The following is a 15,570-nucleotide window of genomic DNA, read 5'->3' as shown; positions in this document are numbered from 1 at the left end:
CTTAGTTCGGCATGGGGATGATGTGGCGACGCAGATCATCCGGGTCAGGGAGTGTGAGTTCGACTGTGGTGGCGGAAAGCCCGACCTGTGGCCAGGCGACGAGATATCGCAGAAGGGTGGAGCGCGGAAGTTCAGTCGTGGTGTACAAGAATTCGCGACGGAACACGCCGGGCTTCGACCTTGCGGCGGTACTGCGGCGGGGAAAGGGTTGCTCGGTCGAGTCGTCGGCGGCACTGAACCGGAAGGCCACCCCGAAGACCGGTTGGGGGTTCGGGCGTCCGGTGACCGGGTCGATCTCGGCCGGCGCCCTGTACTGGCGTTCGGCGACGTCGGCATGCGCGCCCGTGGCGACGACCACCACAGCGATTTCCAGCCCACCCTTGTACGCGATGATCGTGCGGAGGCCCACCTCCAGGCCTTGGCTGCGCGCCAGAATGGCAGGCCCGTGCGCGATGGCGCCGAGGTCGGATGTTTCCGGTGGAAGCATGCCTATGTGCCACGACATGGCTCTCCCGATGTGGACGTAGCTCGACGGCGGCACATACCCGAAAACCAGCTCAGAGACGCGACACCGACCCGGATAGGCATGGTCAGGACGTTAGCCTCATCGACGCCATCACGCCGTGAAACCCGGCAGACGAGAGTCCCTCGACAAGGCGATCCGACCCATTGACGGATCGGTAATAGGCCACCCGCGGAGGTGCTCATCGGGTCTCACCGGTGAAGATCTGGTATCGGGCGTCCTATTTGCCGCGACCCTGGCGCGGGTGTCAGACAGTTACGGCACGGACCAGGCGCCGGCGCCGGGTACGAGGGCGAGTACTCGGGTTCCCGCCTGGTCGGGCACGGTGACCGCTGCAACCACCATCCCGGAACCGGTCCGGATCTGCGTGCCGCCGGGGTTGTCGAGGTACGTGATGCCGCCCTCGCCGGTCGAGATGTTCCGCCAGTGGACGAAGACTCCGGTGTAGGGGCCCACGCGGGTGACTCCTGGCATGTCCGGGTCTGTGGTGGCGGTCATGTAGAAGTGGCCCGCGTTAGGGAGTCCGGTCACACCAACTCCGATCCCGGCGACCGGAATGGGGAAGACGGTGTCGGTCGGCGCCGCGGTGGCCGGCGGCGCCCCAAACAGCAGCACGGCCGCGACTCCGATGGCGGAGCCGACGACGAGCGAGGTGCCGGGGAGTCGGTCGTGTGTTCGCATCGAGGAATCTCCCGGGTCTGTGGTTCGAAAGAGGATGCGGGATGCACCTGCCAGGGTGCTCTGGCGGCATCGCGAAGTAAAGGCTCCAGCCGGGGCCGTGGGCGGTCTCGGCCTGGGTTTGCTGGCAGGGTCCCGGTGCCCTGGGGCCGGCAACGTGGAAATCGGTGTTAGGGATTGTCAGCCGTCGGGTCATCGGCGGCCGCGTCGGCAGGCTGTGATCCGCTTGTCGCGAATTCAAAGGGTGGCGCGGATCCGGCGCATCGACGGCGATTCATAACGACAACGGACGGGACGCTCGTGTGTTCGCCAGTCCTGGTTGATGATCGGCGACCGGTGCCCTCTTCCTCCTTGACCGGTCGAGCTTGTACCCAGTCTGCCGAAACGTGAACGAGCAGATCCGTCAGACAGTGGATTGGTTCGTCGGACACAATGGACTGGTGAGCGAGGACCGAGTCCCATGAGTGGGGAGAGGTTGCTCTCGTGGGCCGAGTCTTCGGCCATCGAGCCAGATCGCTGGCTCGCACCGTTTTCGTATCCGCACCTATACGACGCAGACGGGCGACCATGGATGGGGTGCGTGTTCGGCACGACTATTCGGATTCTGCATCCTGCCCACTACGGTCAATCCGTCGTTCGCTGGGGTGACGTCGCAGCCTTCTACGGAACCTCGCTGTCTCACCGATCCCAATTTGGTGACCTTGTCGGCATCCGGCCTGCCAGTGTGTTCGACGATGTCTACGACCGGGACCCGAGCCTGGGCGGCCCGCCACCCGAGGTTCTGCGTCCTCTCGAAGAACTCCTGGCGGACAGCGCTCGGTTCGGCCTCATCTGGGAAGGAATCGCCGAGGTCAGCGTCGAGTGGAAGCATGCCGCGAGCGTGAAAGGCGCCGACTTTACCTATCGCACGGCTCAGGCGGAAAATGATCTCCCGGATTTTCCCCATCCGTTCCTGTGCCCCAACTTCTGGTGGCCGGACGACCACACCTGGTGTGTTGCAACCGGAATTGACTCCGACAGCACCCTGTTAGCCACGAACGATGGTGCACTCGCCGAGGCGGTCTTGTCCGATCCGCGACTCGAAGCACTCAAGCTCGAGCCCGAGTAAACCCGCGACCGGTTCCCCGCAAGCCGAACGTTGATCGGCACATCTCCGGAAGCGGGGCGTTGACCGAGACTCCCTGAGCTGCGCGTTCCCGTTTGACCCGTCCGGTGATGATTCTGCTTCCGGGGCGTCAATCGGGACACCCCGAACGATCTAGAGCCGGGCATTCGAGGGTCATAGGCGGTCAGTTCTGGATCCTTTGCCGCCGGTGGGGATGGCGCCTGCTCGGCGGCCGGCCACCTGCGGTGTCCCCCAAGAGGAGCTGCGCTGCGCTCCGCCCGGGAAGAGCATTGATTTGTTTGCCCTTCTGGCCTTCCGATTCTGATCGGCGGTGACCTGCGCGCAACCCCTGACTCCGCTGCGCTCCGGCCTACGGCTCCGGGAAACTTCTCTCGACTCGCTGCGCTCGACGAGAAACTTTCCCGGCTCAGAAGTTGCACTCCGGCCCCCTCATGCCGATCCGATTCTCCTTCGCCAGAAGGGCAAAAAAATTGGCGGGCCACGTGGCCCGGTCACCGTGTTCGATCGAAGGAGCGTCATGCAGTCCATTCGCCTTACCACCGCCACCGATGTTGTCGCGTCAATTCCTGCTCTGCTCGGTTTCGTTCCAGTCTTCTCGATCGTGATGCTTCTGCTCACCGAGAGCATCGTGGACGACCACACCGAGACGCGGATCCTCCTCGCCGCTCGCACCGACGCGGACGACCGAGGCATCGACCGCCACAGCGGAACACTGGCCGCGATCGGGCACCGGGAGAACGTCACCGGCGCGATCACCGTCGTGATCGTCGACGGCTCGCCCGTGGTGATCGACGAGGCGATCAGCAACGCGCTCGCCATACGCGAACACCTCGCGCACCACAACATCCCCACAGTGCGGATGCTGCACACGGCCAACATCGAGGAGGGCGCAACGTGGACCGACCTCGACACCCTCGAGATGGGTGTGACCGCAGATCACCGATTCAGCGATGTGTCCGTGGCCGCAGTGCTGTACGGGCGCAACGTCGCATCGTCGGCCGCCGCCCTCTACGCCCGCTATGGTCTCGCGGCCGAGGCTGACATGCGCGGCGCCCACACCGCCAGCGTCGAACAGGGCGACGACTTCGTGCGCGCCACCCTCGCCGAACTGCTCGAGGTTGTCCGCACAGGCGATCAGCCGAGCGCCGACCTCGCCGGACGCGTCGGAATGGTTGCGACACTGGGCGGCGAGCGCCGCGATGCGATCATCGCGGCCGGTCGTCACGGACTCGAGGACGCCACCGCCGCGACCGTGCACATTTCCCGTCACCTGCGGGGCGTGGCTCGCGCTCACATGCTCACCATCGCCGGACTATTCGCCTACATGGCCGGACACGGCGTCGAGGCCCGCATAGCTTGCGAGCGAGCCGACTCCGCCGCCGGTGGCCACGAGCTGGGAATGAAGTTGCTGCGACTGCTCGAGCACAGCATCCGGCACGGGCTGAACCCCGTTCACCTTTCCGAGCTCATCGACATCGGCGTGGCCAAGGCACAAGAGCTTGGTGTCGACATCGACTGACACACAACACACACCGGTGCCCTGCCCCTTCACCACGAAGAGGCAGGGCACCGGTGCGTGCGTCGCTGTGGTCGCGCGGGTCCCGACCCCTGTGGTGGGTTGACGGGCATCGAGCCCGACAACCCACTGCGCGACACAGAGCCCACGCGGCTACTTGTGGCGCGGCGGGACGTGACGGTCAGTACCGAAAGTGCCGACTTATTTCTGCCGGCGGGTACACCAGGTCGACCGTCGGCGCTTCGGGCCGGACGTCCTCGATTGGTGTGCCCTCGACGATGGCGGTGAGGTCCGCCCCGCTCGGGTTGGCCGAGTTCACGACCAACGCCCGGAGCCGGGTTTCGATCTGCGATTCCTCCACTACACACGCTCCCCATCATCGGTTTTCATCATTGGTGCTCTGTCAGAACAGTGTTGGTTCATCCGACATTCGCAGCGCTGCTTGCACTGCATCGTCGTCCCACCCGTTACGCACCGCATCCCGTAACGCCCGCGAACGAGAGACCCGAGCTGCACGGTCCGGCCCGTACCAACGCCATGTCTGCCCGCGGCCGCCACCACGACCCTTTGCACCCATCCCGGCGAGATTCTGTGCCTGCGTTCCCAGCACCACATGTGGAGGACCTAACGCTTGCGAGGACGCCCGAACGCAGATCGGGTTGTCACACACTTCGTGCAACGCGACCTCGTCATCGGTGAGGGGACGCCCGAGCTCGAGGGACAGGGCGTACCGGTGCGGACGAACCACCCGCTGTCGCCCGCCACGCATGAGCCAAAATCTCGCGTAGGAATCGTCAGCCACGGCACCCCGCCACAACCAGCAGTCGGTCGCCCTGGGTCCACGAACAACGAAACTGTCGAACCTCGCCAGCTCCGGGTCACCCGGCGCCGGAAGCGTTAGGGGCTCAGGCATCAGGGTTCCACTTCTCCGCACCTAACGCTTCCGGACTCCACGACTGCGGCGCGGGCGGTTGCCCCCAATCGGGGACAGCGACATCCCTCATGTGGATGCCCGACATTCCTGGCCCGCTCCGCTCGATCTCATGCAACGCACAATCGGTCGCTGACACCCCACTGGGGACAATCGCGTGCGGGTCGACATCGCATCACTCGTAACTGGTGGTCAGGATGCCACTGCGGACGGAGTCTCATCGGACGAGCGCTCCGAAGGCTGTGATGCTTCCGGATCGGTGGCGGCTGTGGTCGAAGGCGTGTCACCGTCCGCGCCCTTCAGTGGCCGCGGACCGTCGCCAAACTCCGCGGCCGCGCTCTGACGCGCGATCTTCAGTAGCCGGTTTACCTCCGAGCTCGACAGTCCCGCCATCTCAGCAATCGCGGCCACGGACTCGCCACGGTTCTTCAATGCGAGCAGCGCCAGCGCTTGAGTGGATTCCGACTGAACCAGCTTCGTCTTCGTCTCGTCGCGGATCCGCGCAATTCGCGTCTCGGCATCCGACTCAACCTTCTCACTGGTCTCCTGCGCCTTGAAGAACGCAGCGAGGTCATCTTCGTTCTGCTTGATGCGTTCCTGCTCGCGAGCAAGGCGCGCGGAAGTGGCGGAGCGAGCACGTTCTCTCGCGCTTACTTTGTTCGCGGTAGACGTCATGTGCATCATCCTAGACCGCTTGGTCTCAATCGTCCTGGTGCACACGCTCTACTTCGTGCCTCAGCTCTACTTCGTGCCTCAGCTCTACTTCGTGCCTCAGCTCTACTTCGTGCCTCAGCTCTACTTCGTGCCTCAGCTCTACTTCGTGCCTCAGCTCTACTTCGTGCCTCAGCTCAAAGCCTCAACCGACGAACCGCACACACCATTTGCACTTGCCCTGGGCCTAGGGGAAGCTGTACCTCATGATGACGCTCAAGTCGCTCTCCGGCGGTGCCGGTAGCGCGGACTTGAGTGGCGTCAAAGATGGCCGCTGGCGGCTCCCGCGACCGCTCCGTCAGCGTGCCGAAGGGCGTGTTCCGCGACGCGATCTGAGCGTGATGTCGTCGTGATGACGCTCCACCGCCTACATGCCGGCGACGGCTATACCTACCTCACCCGACAAGTCGCCAGCGGTGACCGCGAGATCGGCCGAGGACAGAATTTGGCCGACTACTACGTCGCCGAAGGCACGCCACCGGGCCTCTGGATGGGCAAAGGAATCGACGATCTCGGTTTGTCCGGGCAGGTCTCGGAAGAGCAGATGCGCGCCCTGTTCGGCGAAGGACTGCACCCCAATGCCGACCTACTTTTCGATCAAGCCATCGCCGCGGGGATGGCCCCACACGCTGCGCTCGAAGCGCAGAAACTTGGCCGCGCCTTCCCGAGATTCAAGAACGATGTCCCCTTCGTCAACGAGCTGAATGCCGCCCTGGACGCACACCGCAAAGAGACCGGCAAGGCGCCGACCCGCGACGAACGCGACGCAATGCGCTTCCAGATCGCCGCGAAACACTTCCACCAGCAGCACGGAGAATCAGCGCCGACCAAAGGCGAACTCGTCCGCTTCATGGCCGCCCAAGAGTCGAAGATCCGCCAGCCCGTCGCCGGATACGACCTCGTGTTCACACCCGCGAAGAGCGTCTCGGTCCTGTGGGGACTCGGCGGCGACGACGTACGGATCGCCATCGAGAAGGCCCACAAAGAGGCGGTCAACGAGACCATCGCGTGGATCGAATCCGAAGCCGCGCTGACCCGCCGCGGAACCGCCGGCGTCGAGCAAGTCGACACTCACGGACTGGTCATCGCCCAGTTCGACCACTTCGACAACCGCAACGGTGACCCCAACCTGCACACCCACTGCGCCGTCGCGAACAAGGTCCGCGGCATCGACGGAAACTGGTCGTCCCTCGACGCCAGACCTCTGCACCGTATCGCCGTCGCAGGCGCTGCCCGCTACAACCGCATCGTTGCGGACAAGATCAGCCGCGCACTCCCCGTCGCGTTCGAGGACCGCTCACGCGGCGAGAACAAGCAACCCGTCCGCGATATCGCCGGGATGCCCCAAGAGCTTCTCGAGGGATTCTCTCGCCGCCCACAGATCATGGAACGCGCCAACGAACTGATGGCCGAATACCGCGCCGAACACGGCAAGAATCCGTCGAAAGTTGTGCAGGTATCCCTGGTGCAACGCGCCACCCTGGAAACCCGATCCGGCAAGCAAACCCCCAAATCGTTGGCCGCGATGCGCGAGGAATGGCGTCAGCAGGCCGAGAACATACTCGGCCCCGACGGCATCGACACCGTACTCGCGGCTGCCCTCTCACAGGACGAAACGTTCATCGACGTCAACCAGTTCGACGCCGACGACATGGCCAAAGCCGTCGTCGAACGCGTGTCACTGCACCGCAGTACGTGGACCGAGGCGAACGTCCGCACCGTCGCCGAAGACATGCTCGCGCGCGTGAGATTTCCGTCCGAGCAACAAGCCAGCGCAGCGGTCGAGATCGTCGTCAACCGCGCCCTGCACCGCGACTCCCTCCTCATCGACATCTCCCTCGACGAGATGCCCACGGCACTGACACGCGCCAACGGCGAATCCACTCTCACCGATCACCAGAAGGCCCGCTACACCAGCAACGCAATGCTCGACGCCGAACAACGACTCCTCAACGCCGCCCACACCCCGACCGTGTTCACCATCTCCGACACCGCATTCGAGACCGCCCTCGCCTACCGCGAAGACCTCGAGGGCCGCCCCTTCAACAAGGGACAGATCGCCCTGGCACGTCACCTCGCGACCACCGAAGCGCTTCTCGCCGTCGGTATCGGCCCCGCGGGAACCGGCAAGACCACCGCCATGAAAGCGGTCACTGACGCATGGCAGGCGCAGGGCCGCGAGGTGATCGCGCTCGGACCGTCTGCAGCAGCGGCGAGCGTGCTCGGAGAGGACATCGGAGTACGCGGGCGCACCATCGACGACATCCTCACCCGCGCCCGCAACGGTGCCGACGTCCAGATCAGCCGCGGCACGATGCTGCTCGTCGACGAAGCCGGTATGGCATCGACACACCAGCTCGACACCCTCGTCCAGATCGCCGCCCAACACGGTGCCGTCGTCCGACTGATCGGTGACCCCGCGCAGCTGTCTGCCGTCAACGCCGGCGGCGCACTCGGACTCCTCGCCCGCGATACCCGAGCACCCGAACTCGAAGAAGTCGTCCGCTTCAGCGACTCCGACGAACGCGAAATCTCCCTCACACTGCGCAAGGGAGAGCACTCCGTCATCGAGTGGTACGAGGACCGCGGCCGCCTCTTCGGTGGCAGCCGAGACGAACTACTCGACACACTCCTGCGCGATCACCTCGCCGACACCGCCGCCGGATCGACTTCGGTGATGCTCGCCCCGACCACCGCCGACGTGCAGTCCCTCAACCAAGCAGCGCAGGCGATCCACCTGGTCGACGGCACCGTCACGCAGGGGGCTCACGCAGCTCTCGCGGCAGGCAACCACGCCTACGTCGGGGACAACATCGTCACCCGCCGCAACGAAACCAGCATCACCTCGGCGGGTGGAACCCGCCCCGGCCGCCGCATCGAGAACGGTGACCTGTGGACCGTGCAGGCAGTCACCGAGCACGGAGTCATCGCCGTCCACAAACGCCACGGCGGTACCGTCACCCTCCCGAACTGGTACCTGGCCAAGCACACCGAACTCGGCTACGCGCACACAATTCACCGCGCCCAGGGCATGACAGTCGACGTGGCCCGCTCACTACTCGGAGCATCGGTCACCCGCGAAGCCGGCTACGTCGCGCTCACCCGCGGTCGCCACGGAAACTACGCCTACCTCGTCACCGACGAGCTGCCCGAAGGCGACCTCGACCACCAACCGGACCCCGTCTCCACCCGGGGCGGTGTGTTCGCCGAGATCCTCGATCGCCGCGGCGAGGAGATCTCCGCGACCGAACAACTACGCGAAGCACTCGACCGCGCCAGCGACCCCGGCCGCTTCCAGACCTATTACGACGTTGCCGCCGTCAAACTCGGCACCGACTACGCTCTGCACCTGCTCGACCGCACCTTGCCGGCGACCATCCTGGCCACCGCGAAGAAGCAGGACGGCTTCGATTCCCTCGTCGCACGGGTGCGGGAACTCGCCACCCACGGCGCGGACATCGCCCCCATTCTCACCGCGGCCACCGACCGTGAACTAGCCACCGTCGGAAACGTTCCCGGTGCCCTGCTCGGCCGACTCAAGAGCGTGCCGACACCTGAACTCGCCGACGACCAGCTGGCGATCCTCCCGCCGACTCACCGCGGCAGTGATCAATCCCTGCGAGAATTCGCCGCCCGGATGCGCGATCAGATCGGCAGCTCCCCCACCGTCACCGCGACGGACTTCGACGGCTTGCGCCCCGTCGACCTCGAGTACACGCACCCGCAGCAGGCCGCCTACAACGCTGCCCTTGCCCGTATCGCCGAAGGTGACGCCGCGACACTGCTCGAATCGGCCCTCCCCGCTCACGTCGTCGACGCGATCCGCGACGACGGACAGTGGACCCCACTACTAGCAGCCGTCGCCGACGCAGAGATCCACGGCGGCCGCGACCCCCACACCCTCGTGGCCACCATCACCGAACAAGGCCCCGAACGCGTCGACGGCTACGGAACCGCTCTGCTCGAACGCATCCGCACCCTCGACGAGGCCCCCACCGCGGCTGCGCTGCCCGCCACCCGGGAACCGATCAGCCGCACCGACCGCGCCCTCGCCGCCTACGCCACCGAGCTACGCGACTACCTCGACACCCTCGACACACCCACCCCTGCACCGCAGCCGGAACGCTCGCCGGAAACGACGCGTACCGCCGCCCAACCCGGTCCCGTCGAGACCGCACCCATCACCCAACGCGGGAAGACGCGTGCCGCACCGGCGCAGCGCGACCACGAGACCGAACCCACCACGGCCCGGGAACCTCGCACTGCAGCGGCCCACCAGCTCACCGGCCTACGCGCACTCAGCGGAGCCAAACTTGTCGCCGCCCGCCGCCATATCGCCGCGAAACAACGCCACCTCGAACAGCTCCGCACCCTCACCGCCGCGACCCGCGCAGCAGCAATCGCGCGCAGCCGCACCGAGAACGTGCGCCGCGAACACAGCCGCATCACCGCGCCCGCACATGCGCTTGCCCAAGCCCGCGCGGCGATCGAAACCCGCACTGAAGCAGTGCGCCGCGTCGACACCGCAATCGACAGCGCCCGCACCGAACTCGCCGGCACTGGACGCCTCGCCCGCAGCAAACGAGCCGAACTCGAAGCTAAGCTCGGCGCTCTCGCGGCCGAACGTGCAGCCGCGGTCGAGCAGCTCAAAACGGCCCGTACCAACGCCGAAGCGATTGCACCCGCTCACGAATGGGATCAGGTTGCCGCTGCGGCCGCCGAAGCGGACAAGCAGCTGCCCGTGGTGCTCCGCGAAGCCGAAGAGCGCGACCGTCAGGCTCTCAACACCGCCGACAAAGCCCTGGAACGGATCGACATCCAGCAGAGGCAACTCGCCGGGCAGGACACCGCGATCACCGCCGAACAAGAACGCCGACGTGACCTCACCCCCGAGCAGGCTGCGGCCGAGATATCGCAGCGCGATCAGACCGCCGAGAAGGACACCACCGGGCCGAAGGCGAAGGAACGCAACAACCGCGCCATGATGCTCGCCCGCCAACGCGAACAAGCCGACCAGCACAAGCAACGCGGCCACGACCTCGAACGCTGACCGGCCCTCAAAGGACCTCCGAACGGATGTTCCGTTCGGGGAGAGACGATCGCGGCAGGGCATCACTGGATCAGTTGATCCTCGTACCGGTGAACAGGTAGCGCCTGAATCCAGGCTCGAATCTCTAGTGCCCCGCCCAGGTCCAGCCCGGCAGGGCCTGTAGTCGACGTGCGCGGTCGGCGCCCAGAGCGCCGGCCTTGCGTCTGGTGCGTTGCTTGGTGACCCACGCGCCGAGTCGGTAGTCCTCGACGGTGTACGACCGTGGGACTCGGGTGTCACCGAAGTGGGCGGCATAGTCCACGAGCCGGCGGAACCCCTGCTCCCACTGATCCGCGAAGGGGTCCCACACCCACCCGGGGACCGCCTCGAGTCGGCGGGCACGGGGGGAATCCAAGTGGCCCTCGGCGTGGTGGCGGCGTTGGATGCTGACCCACACCCCCAGCCGGTAGCTCCCGGTGGTGCAGGCATAGGGGACGCGGGCGTCACCGATCGTTTCCACGTACGTTTCCAGTCGTCGAAAACCCTCCTCCCACAACTCCTCCCACCGGCCCCCGGCGCTATCCCACGCCCACCCGGGCACCGCCTCGAGCCGGCGGGCGCGGCCGAGATCCATGGCGCCGTGTGCGAACGTGCGGCGCTGCTTGTGGACCCAGTGACCGAGCTGGCAACCGTCGACCGTGTAGGACTGCGGGACACGAGCGTGACCGTGGTGGTCGGCGTACTCGGCCAGCCGGCCGAATGCCTCCTCCCACCGATCCGCGCCGGGATCCCACGTCCACCCGGGCACCGCCTCGAGTCGCCGCGCCCGGTCGTCGCGCAACATCCCTCGGGCGTAGTGACGGCGTTGCTGGCTGACCCAGCTGCCCAGTCGCGAGCCATAGGGCAGAACCCGGTCATGCCCCTGGTGGTCGACGTACTCGAGGAGTTCGCGGTAACCGTTCTGCCACTGATCGGCCCGGGCGTCCCACGTCCAGCCCGGTACCGCCTCGAGTCGGCGGGCGCGGTCGGCGCCCAGGGCGCCTCGCGTGTACTGGGTGCGTTGCCGATTGACCCACGCCCCGAGCCGGTAACCATCGACGGTGTAAGACACCGGGATACAGGCATCGCCGTGGTGGGCGGCGTAGTTCAGCAGGTGCCGGTAGCCGGCCTCCCACGGGTCGGCGACCGGGTCCTGTGCTGTGCTGCCGGACAGCGCTGCGAGTCGGGTTCGGCGGCCGGGTGCATCGTTCCCGTCCGGCGGACCCTGTCCCTCGACCCACCCGCCGAGCGGAGCGGCATCGGCGGTGCGCTCGAGCAGGTACGCCGTGAACGCGCGGGCGAACGTTCTGCCGATCGTGGCCGGCAGGTGCAGCCTGATCTGGGGAGGAAGCCGGGGCTGGCGCCTCTCGTGACCCCGCAGGGGTCGGAGTTCATCGAGTTGGTCGGCGAGTCGATCGTCGATCGAGCGCAGTACCGTGAGCACGTCCCACACCGGCTCGAACGACGAGTCCTCCAGGGCGGTGGTGGGATCGGTACCTGCGTCGAGGAAGACGGGCAGCACGATCGTGCCGATGGTCTTGCCCGGGGCGGGGCGGACCGCGTGGCCGACGGCCACGGCGGTGTCGGCGGCCGACCGGCACGGGTCGATGAACGCCACACTGTCCACGGCCGGTACGTCGACGCCGAGCGGCCGCGCGGTAGCCAGCAGTCCTCGCCCACGGTTGCCGAGGCCGCCGAGGTGCTGCCCGAGCATGTGCAGCTTCCGGGCCGGCATTTCACCCGAGGCGTAGTCGGACCACACTCGACCCGTGGGCCGTGCGTGCGCGGGCATCGTCGCGATCACCTCGGGGAACCAGCGGGCGAACTGCTGGGCACGGTCCACCGCCGAGTGAACGGTGAGGGTGCGGTGCAGGTGGTAGCGGTGCATCGCCTGGGCCACGCCGATACCGGCCAGCACGCGGGAGTCGGTGGCCTCGGTCCCGTCGGCGGCGACGGATGGATTGCGCGGCCGGTGACGGTCCGCGCCGCCATCGACAACGATGACGACCACCCGGTAGTCGGTGAGCAGACCACGCTCGACCGCCTCGGCGACGCCGAGGCGGTGGAACACCGGGCCGAACACCTCCCGGTCGCCCGCGGCATAGGCCGGGGCGTCGGCCTCCTGCGTTTCCTGCGTGCCCCGCCTCACGCGGGCGCCGGGGGCGGTCAGGAACAGTCGGCGGCGCGCGGTGATGGCACCGGTGTCGAACAGGGTGGCGCCCCCGCCGTGTCCGGCGCGGTCCTCGGCGTCGTCGGCGATGGCCAGGTCGAAGGCCGGCACCTTACCGAGCCGGAACGCCCGGGCTATCACCGGAGCGGACCGGTAGGTGGCGAACACCACCCGTGGGCCGGAGCGCCGCCGCAGGAACGCCGCGATCTGCCCTGGGTCGGTCGTCACCGGCAGGCCGAGATCACTCGTATTCGCCACCCCCGACTCCGGTTCGGCGACGGTCCCGTCCGCGCACACGGCAAGGACGTCGAATCCCACGGTGGTGTCGGCGGCCCAGGTACGCACTGTTCGGGCCAGCAACGACAGCGTCGGCACCAGCACCAGTGTGCGTTCGACGGCGAGTGTGTCGCGGATCAGCAACGCCGTCAGAGTTTTTCCGGTCCCGTGGGCCATCATCAGCTGACCCCGGTCGGCCCGCGCGAAGCCCTGCACCACCGCCTCGACCGCGTCCCGGTGATGACGGCGCGGCCTGGTCGGTGCCGGCCGCCGGGCCCGCAGGTCCGCGGGGTCGGCGGGCCACTGCACCGCGGCGTCGAGGTCATCGAGGAGCACTAGACCCGCCGGCCTGCGCTCGGTCGCGATCGAGTGCCGGGCCGCCCGCCCGATCAGGTTGGTCGGGGCGATGAACAGACGAAAGGAGAACTCCGCCCGATCCGACGCCGCCAGGAAATTCGCCACGTCACGGTGGGTGACCCAGGCGGCGTCGCTGCACGCTTTCACCCCGATCGCCCACAGCTGTCCGCGACGGTCCTCGGCGACGAGACCGATACCGGCATCGTCACCCCACCGGCCAGGCCACTGCGACCACAGCCACACCCGGCGAAGCGCACACGCGTAGACCGGATCACGGGTCAGATACCACTGGCAGATACGCTCGAATTCCAGTCTCCGCCGACCCGGCTCGCGATCACACCCGGCCAGAAGTTCACCGAGCGCCGCCATGAGCACCACACTAGCGAGGCGACGCCCGGTTCGACGCCGGAATCCGGTACGACCCCGCCCTCGGATGCCGGCGCAGGTCAGCGCGACCGCCGTGGAGTCGGACGGACGAATACTCGCCGTAGCCGCCGCCGCTGCCACGATGCTCGTCCTGGGTCGCCGGGACAGTCCGGGCACCCTCGACTGGGGTGTCGGTGGCCTCACCGCCATCGTCGCCTTGTGACTTCGGGACCGTCACATTTCGAGTTCGTTCTCCGAACCCCTACGCAAGCGCTTGCGTGCCAAGCGTTCCAACGCGGTCGGCGGCGCATCGGCCAGTGACCGTGCGGGAGGGACGATTTCGGTGAGCGCCTGGTCCAACACGGCTTTGAGACGATCCGTCTTCGTGGTGGCTTGGTTGTAGAAACGCGCCCACACGAATTCGGTCCGTAAGGGTGCGTGCTCGGCGAACTGCGCGACGTCGAGTTCGTATCCGGCCTGACGGGACAGTTCGGAGAAGAACACGAACTGTGTCCGGGTGTTCCCTTCCCGGAAACTGTGGATGGTATTGATTTCGCCCCAGTGATCGGCGAGGCCGGCAACGAACTCTGCGCGGCCGCGGCCGCGCAACAGGTTCTCGGCAGCCAGCTTCCGGAACTGCCTTTCTGCTGCTTCACGGATCTGATCACCCACACCGGGGTAGTAGCCGTAATTCACCATCGGCGCGTTCGGATCCCCCGGCGCGAAATGAACGACATCCGGGCCGCTCTTCACCATCTGCTGATCCGGTCCAACACGTTCCTGACCAGCCCACTCGTACACATCCTGGAACAATGCCCGATGGATGGCCTTGAAGTGGTCGTAGTCGAACTTCCCCTCGATCGGGGTCCTGTTCAGTTCGGTCATACGAAGCAACGAAGCCTGTTCCTCGTATCGACGCAGTTTCTCCGCGTCCGGCGTCCCGTACGGGTGCGCCGCGCTGACCAGCTTGTTCCGTAAAACAGTCGTTCCCGGGATGAAGTAGTCATCCCAGGAACCGAACTGTGAAGTTGTCGCAGGCAACGGACGATTAGAGCTCGAGTTCCTGGCGCAACGCCGCCAACTCTTGCTCCGTAGTGCTCACACCACGAGCAACGCGGCGCGCAGCCGCCTTGTCGGCCTCGGTGACGGTGCCGCCGGCAAGACGAACACCCGCGACCGCGAACTGCACCGACTCTTCGACACCGCGTGATGCGGTGCGTGTGGTGACCTTGTGTGCAGTCGTCATGCGGCCCAGCCCTCCCCGTGCGATACGTTCGATCGCTTCCATCACCTTACAGGAAAATGCCTATAAATGCAGCTCAACGGCACTTTCCGTGGCGCAGACGTCATCGCCGGGCGGCAATGTCGTCGCTAACCCACTCCCCCAAACCGTCCAGGTCATCGACCACTTCCGGCGCGTTGAACGAGCACTTCAAGTCCGAGCACCGCTTGTATCCGGCCCGGACCGCGAGATCGCGCAACGTCGGCCAGAGCCACTGCACATGAAACGCTGCAAGCTCCGATCCCGGCTCGTCGAGGGTGTAGGCGCTCTGGTGCGCGACCATCAGCGCCGTCAACTCCTCGACCGCCACAGGATGGCGGAACCAGCACGGCGGAATCACCGCATCCGACCCGGTCACGGCATACCGGCGCCGGAACCACCCCACCCAAGCGATCAGCTCCGCCCACAGCTCCGCCGCCTGCTCCCCGTCGAGATCGGCCCACCGGTACACCCGCGCAGGGACATCGTCCTCGAGCTGCTCGTCGTCGAATTCGTCATCCACCGTCTCGACTCACTTTCCGTTGCAGGGTGGCCCGTACACACCGACCTGACGTATACGGGCATCA

General features: G+C 66.5%; 12 protein-coding genes. 4 read left to right on the top strand and 8 right to left on the bottom strand.

Features of this window, described 5'->3' with window-relative positions; translation table 11 throughout:
* Position 1: 1 nt before the first annotated feature.
* Together GFS60_RS32040 and GFS60_RS32035 are read right to left on the bottom strand one after the other, a co-directional pair.
* A complete protein-coding gene (locus GFS60_RS32040) occupies positions 2-505 on the bottom strand; it encodes a hypothetical protein (protein ID WP_159928284.1) in 504 nt (167 codons plus the stop codon).
* 273 nt (positions 506-778) lie between these two features.
* Positions 779-1,204, bottom strand: coding sequence for a hypothetical protein (locus GFS60_RS32035; protein ID WP_159928282.1), 426 nt, complete (start codon positions 1,202-1,204; stop codon positions 779-781).
* 577 nt (positions 1,205-1,781) lie between these two features.
* Here GFS60_RS32035 and GFS60_RS32030 point away from each other — a divergent pair.
* Positions 1,782-2,309 (top strand): hypothetical protein, encoded by a 528-nt coding sequence (locus tag GFS60_RS32030; RefSeq protein WP_159928280.1) that lies wholly within the window; start codon positions 1,782-1,784, stop codon positions 2,307-2,309.
* A gap of 535 nt (positions 2,310-2,844) precedes the next feature.
* Complete coding sequence (locus GFS60_RS32025; RefSeq protein WP_159928278.1) at positions 2,845-3,846, top strand: DUF4192 domain-containing protein; 1,002 nt, start codon at positions 2,845-2,847, stop codon at positions 3,844-3,846.
* 178 nt (positions 3,847-4,024) lie between these two features.
* On the opposite strand, the gene GFS60_RS32020 is transcribed toward GFS60_RS32025, so the two are convergent.
* Positions 4,025-4,204, bottom strand: coding sequence for a hypothetical protein (locus GFS60_RS32020; protein WP_159928276.1), 180 nt, complete (start codon positions 4,202-4,204; stop codon positions 4,025-4,027).
* 762 nt (positions 4,205-4,966) lie between these two features.
* The gene (locus GFS60_RS32015) at positions 4,967-5,449 is read right to left on the bottom strand and encodes a hypothetical protein (protein ID WP_159928274.1); all 483 of its coding nucleotides are present in this window, start codon (positions 5,447-5,449) and stop codon (positions 4,967-4,969) included.
* 388 nt (positions 5,450-5,837) lie between these two features.
* Between GFS60_RS32015 and mobF the strand changes: the two genes are divergently transcribed.
* On the top strand, positions 5,838-10,535 hold the full coding sequence (gene mobF, locus GFS60_RS32010) for a MobF family relaxase (RefSeq protein ID WP_159928272.1): 4,698 nt from the start codon (positions 5,838-5,840) through the stop codon (positions 10,533-10,535).
* 124 nt (positions 10,536-10,659) lie between these two features.
* On the opposite strand, the gene GFS60_RS32005 is transcribed toward mobF, so the two are convergent.
* Positions 10,660-13,725 (bottom strand): DEAD/DEAH box helicase, encoded by a 3,066-nt coding sequence (locus tag GFS60_RS32005; protein WP_159928270.1) that lies wholly within the window; start codon positions 13,723-13,725, stop codon positions 10,660-10,662.
* Between GFS60_RS32005 and GFS60_RS32000 the strand changes: the two genes are divergently transcribed.
* Positions 13,724-13,945, top strand: coding sequence for a hypothetical protein (locus GFS60_RS32000; RefSeq protein ID WP_159928268.1), 222 nt, complete (start codon positions 13,724-13,726; stop codon positions 13,943-13,945). The two genes, GFS60_RS32005 and GFS60_RS32000, sit on opposite strands and share 2 nt — an antisense overlap.
* 11 nt (positions 13,946-13,956) lie before the next feature.
* Here the strand turns inward: GFS60_RS32000 and GFS60_RS31995 are convergent, their stop codons facing one another.
* From GFS60_RS31995 to GFS60_RS31985, 3 genes are all read right to left on the bottom strand, one after another.
* Positions 13,957-14,763: a Fic/DOC family protein gene (locus tag GFS60_RS31995; RefSeq protein WP_159928266.1), complete on the bottom strand. Its 807-nt coding sequence runs from the start codon at positions 14,761-14,763 to the stop codon at positions 13,957-13,959.
* A gap of 7 nt (positions 14,764-14,770) precedes the next feature.
* Positions 14,771-14,968, bottom strand: a complete 198-nt coding sequence (locus GFS60_RS31990; protein ID WP_159928264.1) for an antitoxin VbhA family protein — start codon at positions 14,966-14,968, stop codon at positions 14,771-14,773.
* 100 nt (positions 14,969-15,068) lie between these two features.
* Entirely contained in the window at positions 15,069-15,506 is a 438-nt protein-coding gene (locus tag GFS60_RS31985; protein WP_159928262.1) for a hypothetical protein, read from the bottom strand.
* Positions 15,507-15,570 lie beyond the last annotated feature (64 nt).

This window comes from Rhodococcus sp. WAY2, from assembly GCF_009859915.1.
Classification (GTDB): domain Bacteria; phylum Actinomycetota; class Actinomycetes; order Mycobacteriales; family Mycobacteriaceae; genus Rhodococcus_F; species Rhodococcus_F oxybenzonivorans.
The sequence above is the reverse complement of the archived record's forward strand: the minus strand, read 5'-3'. Positions and strand labels throughout refer to the sequence as shown.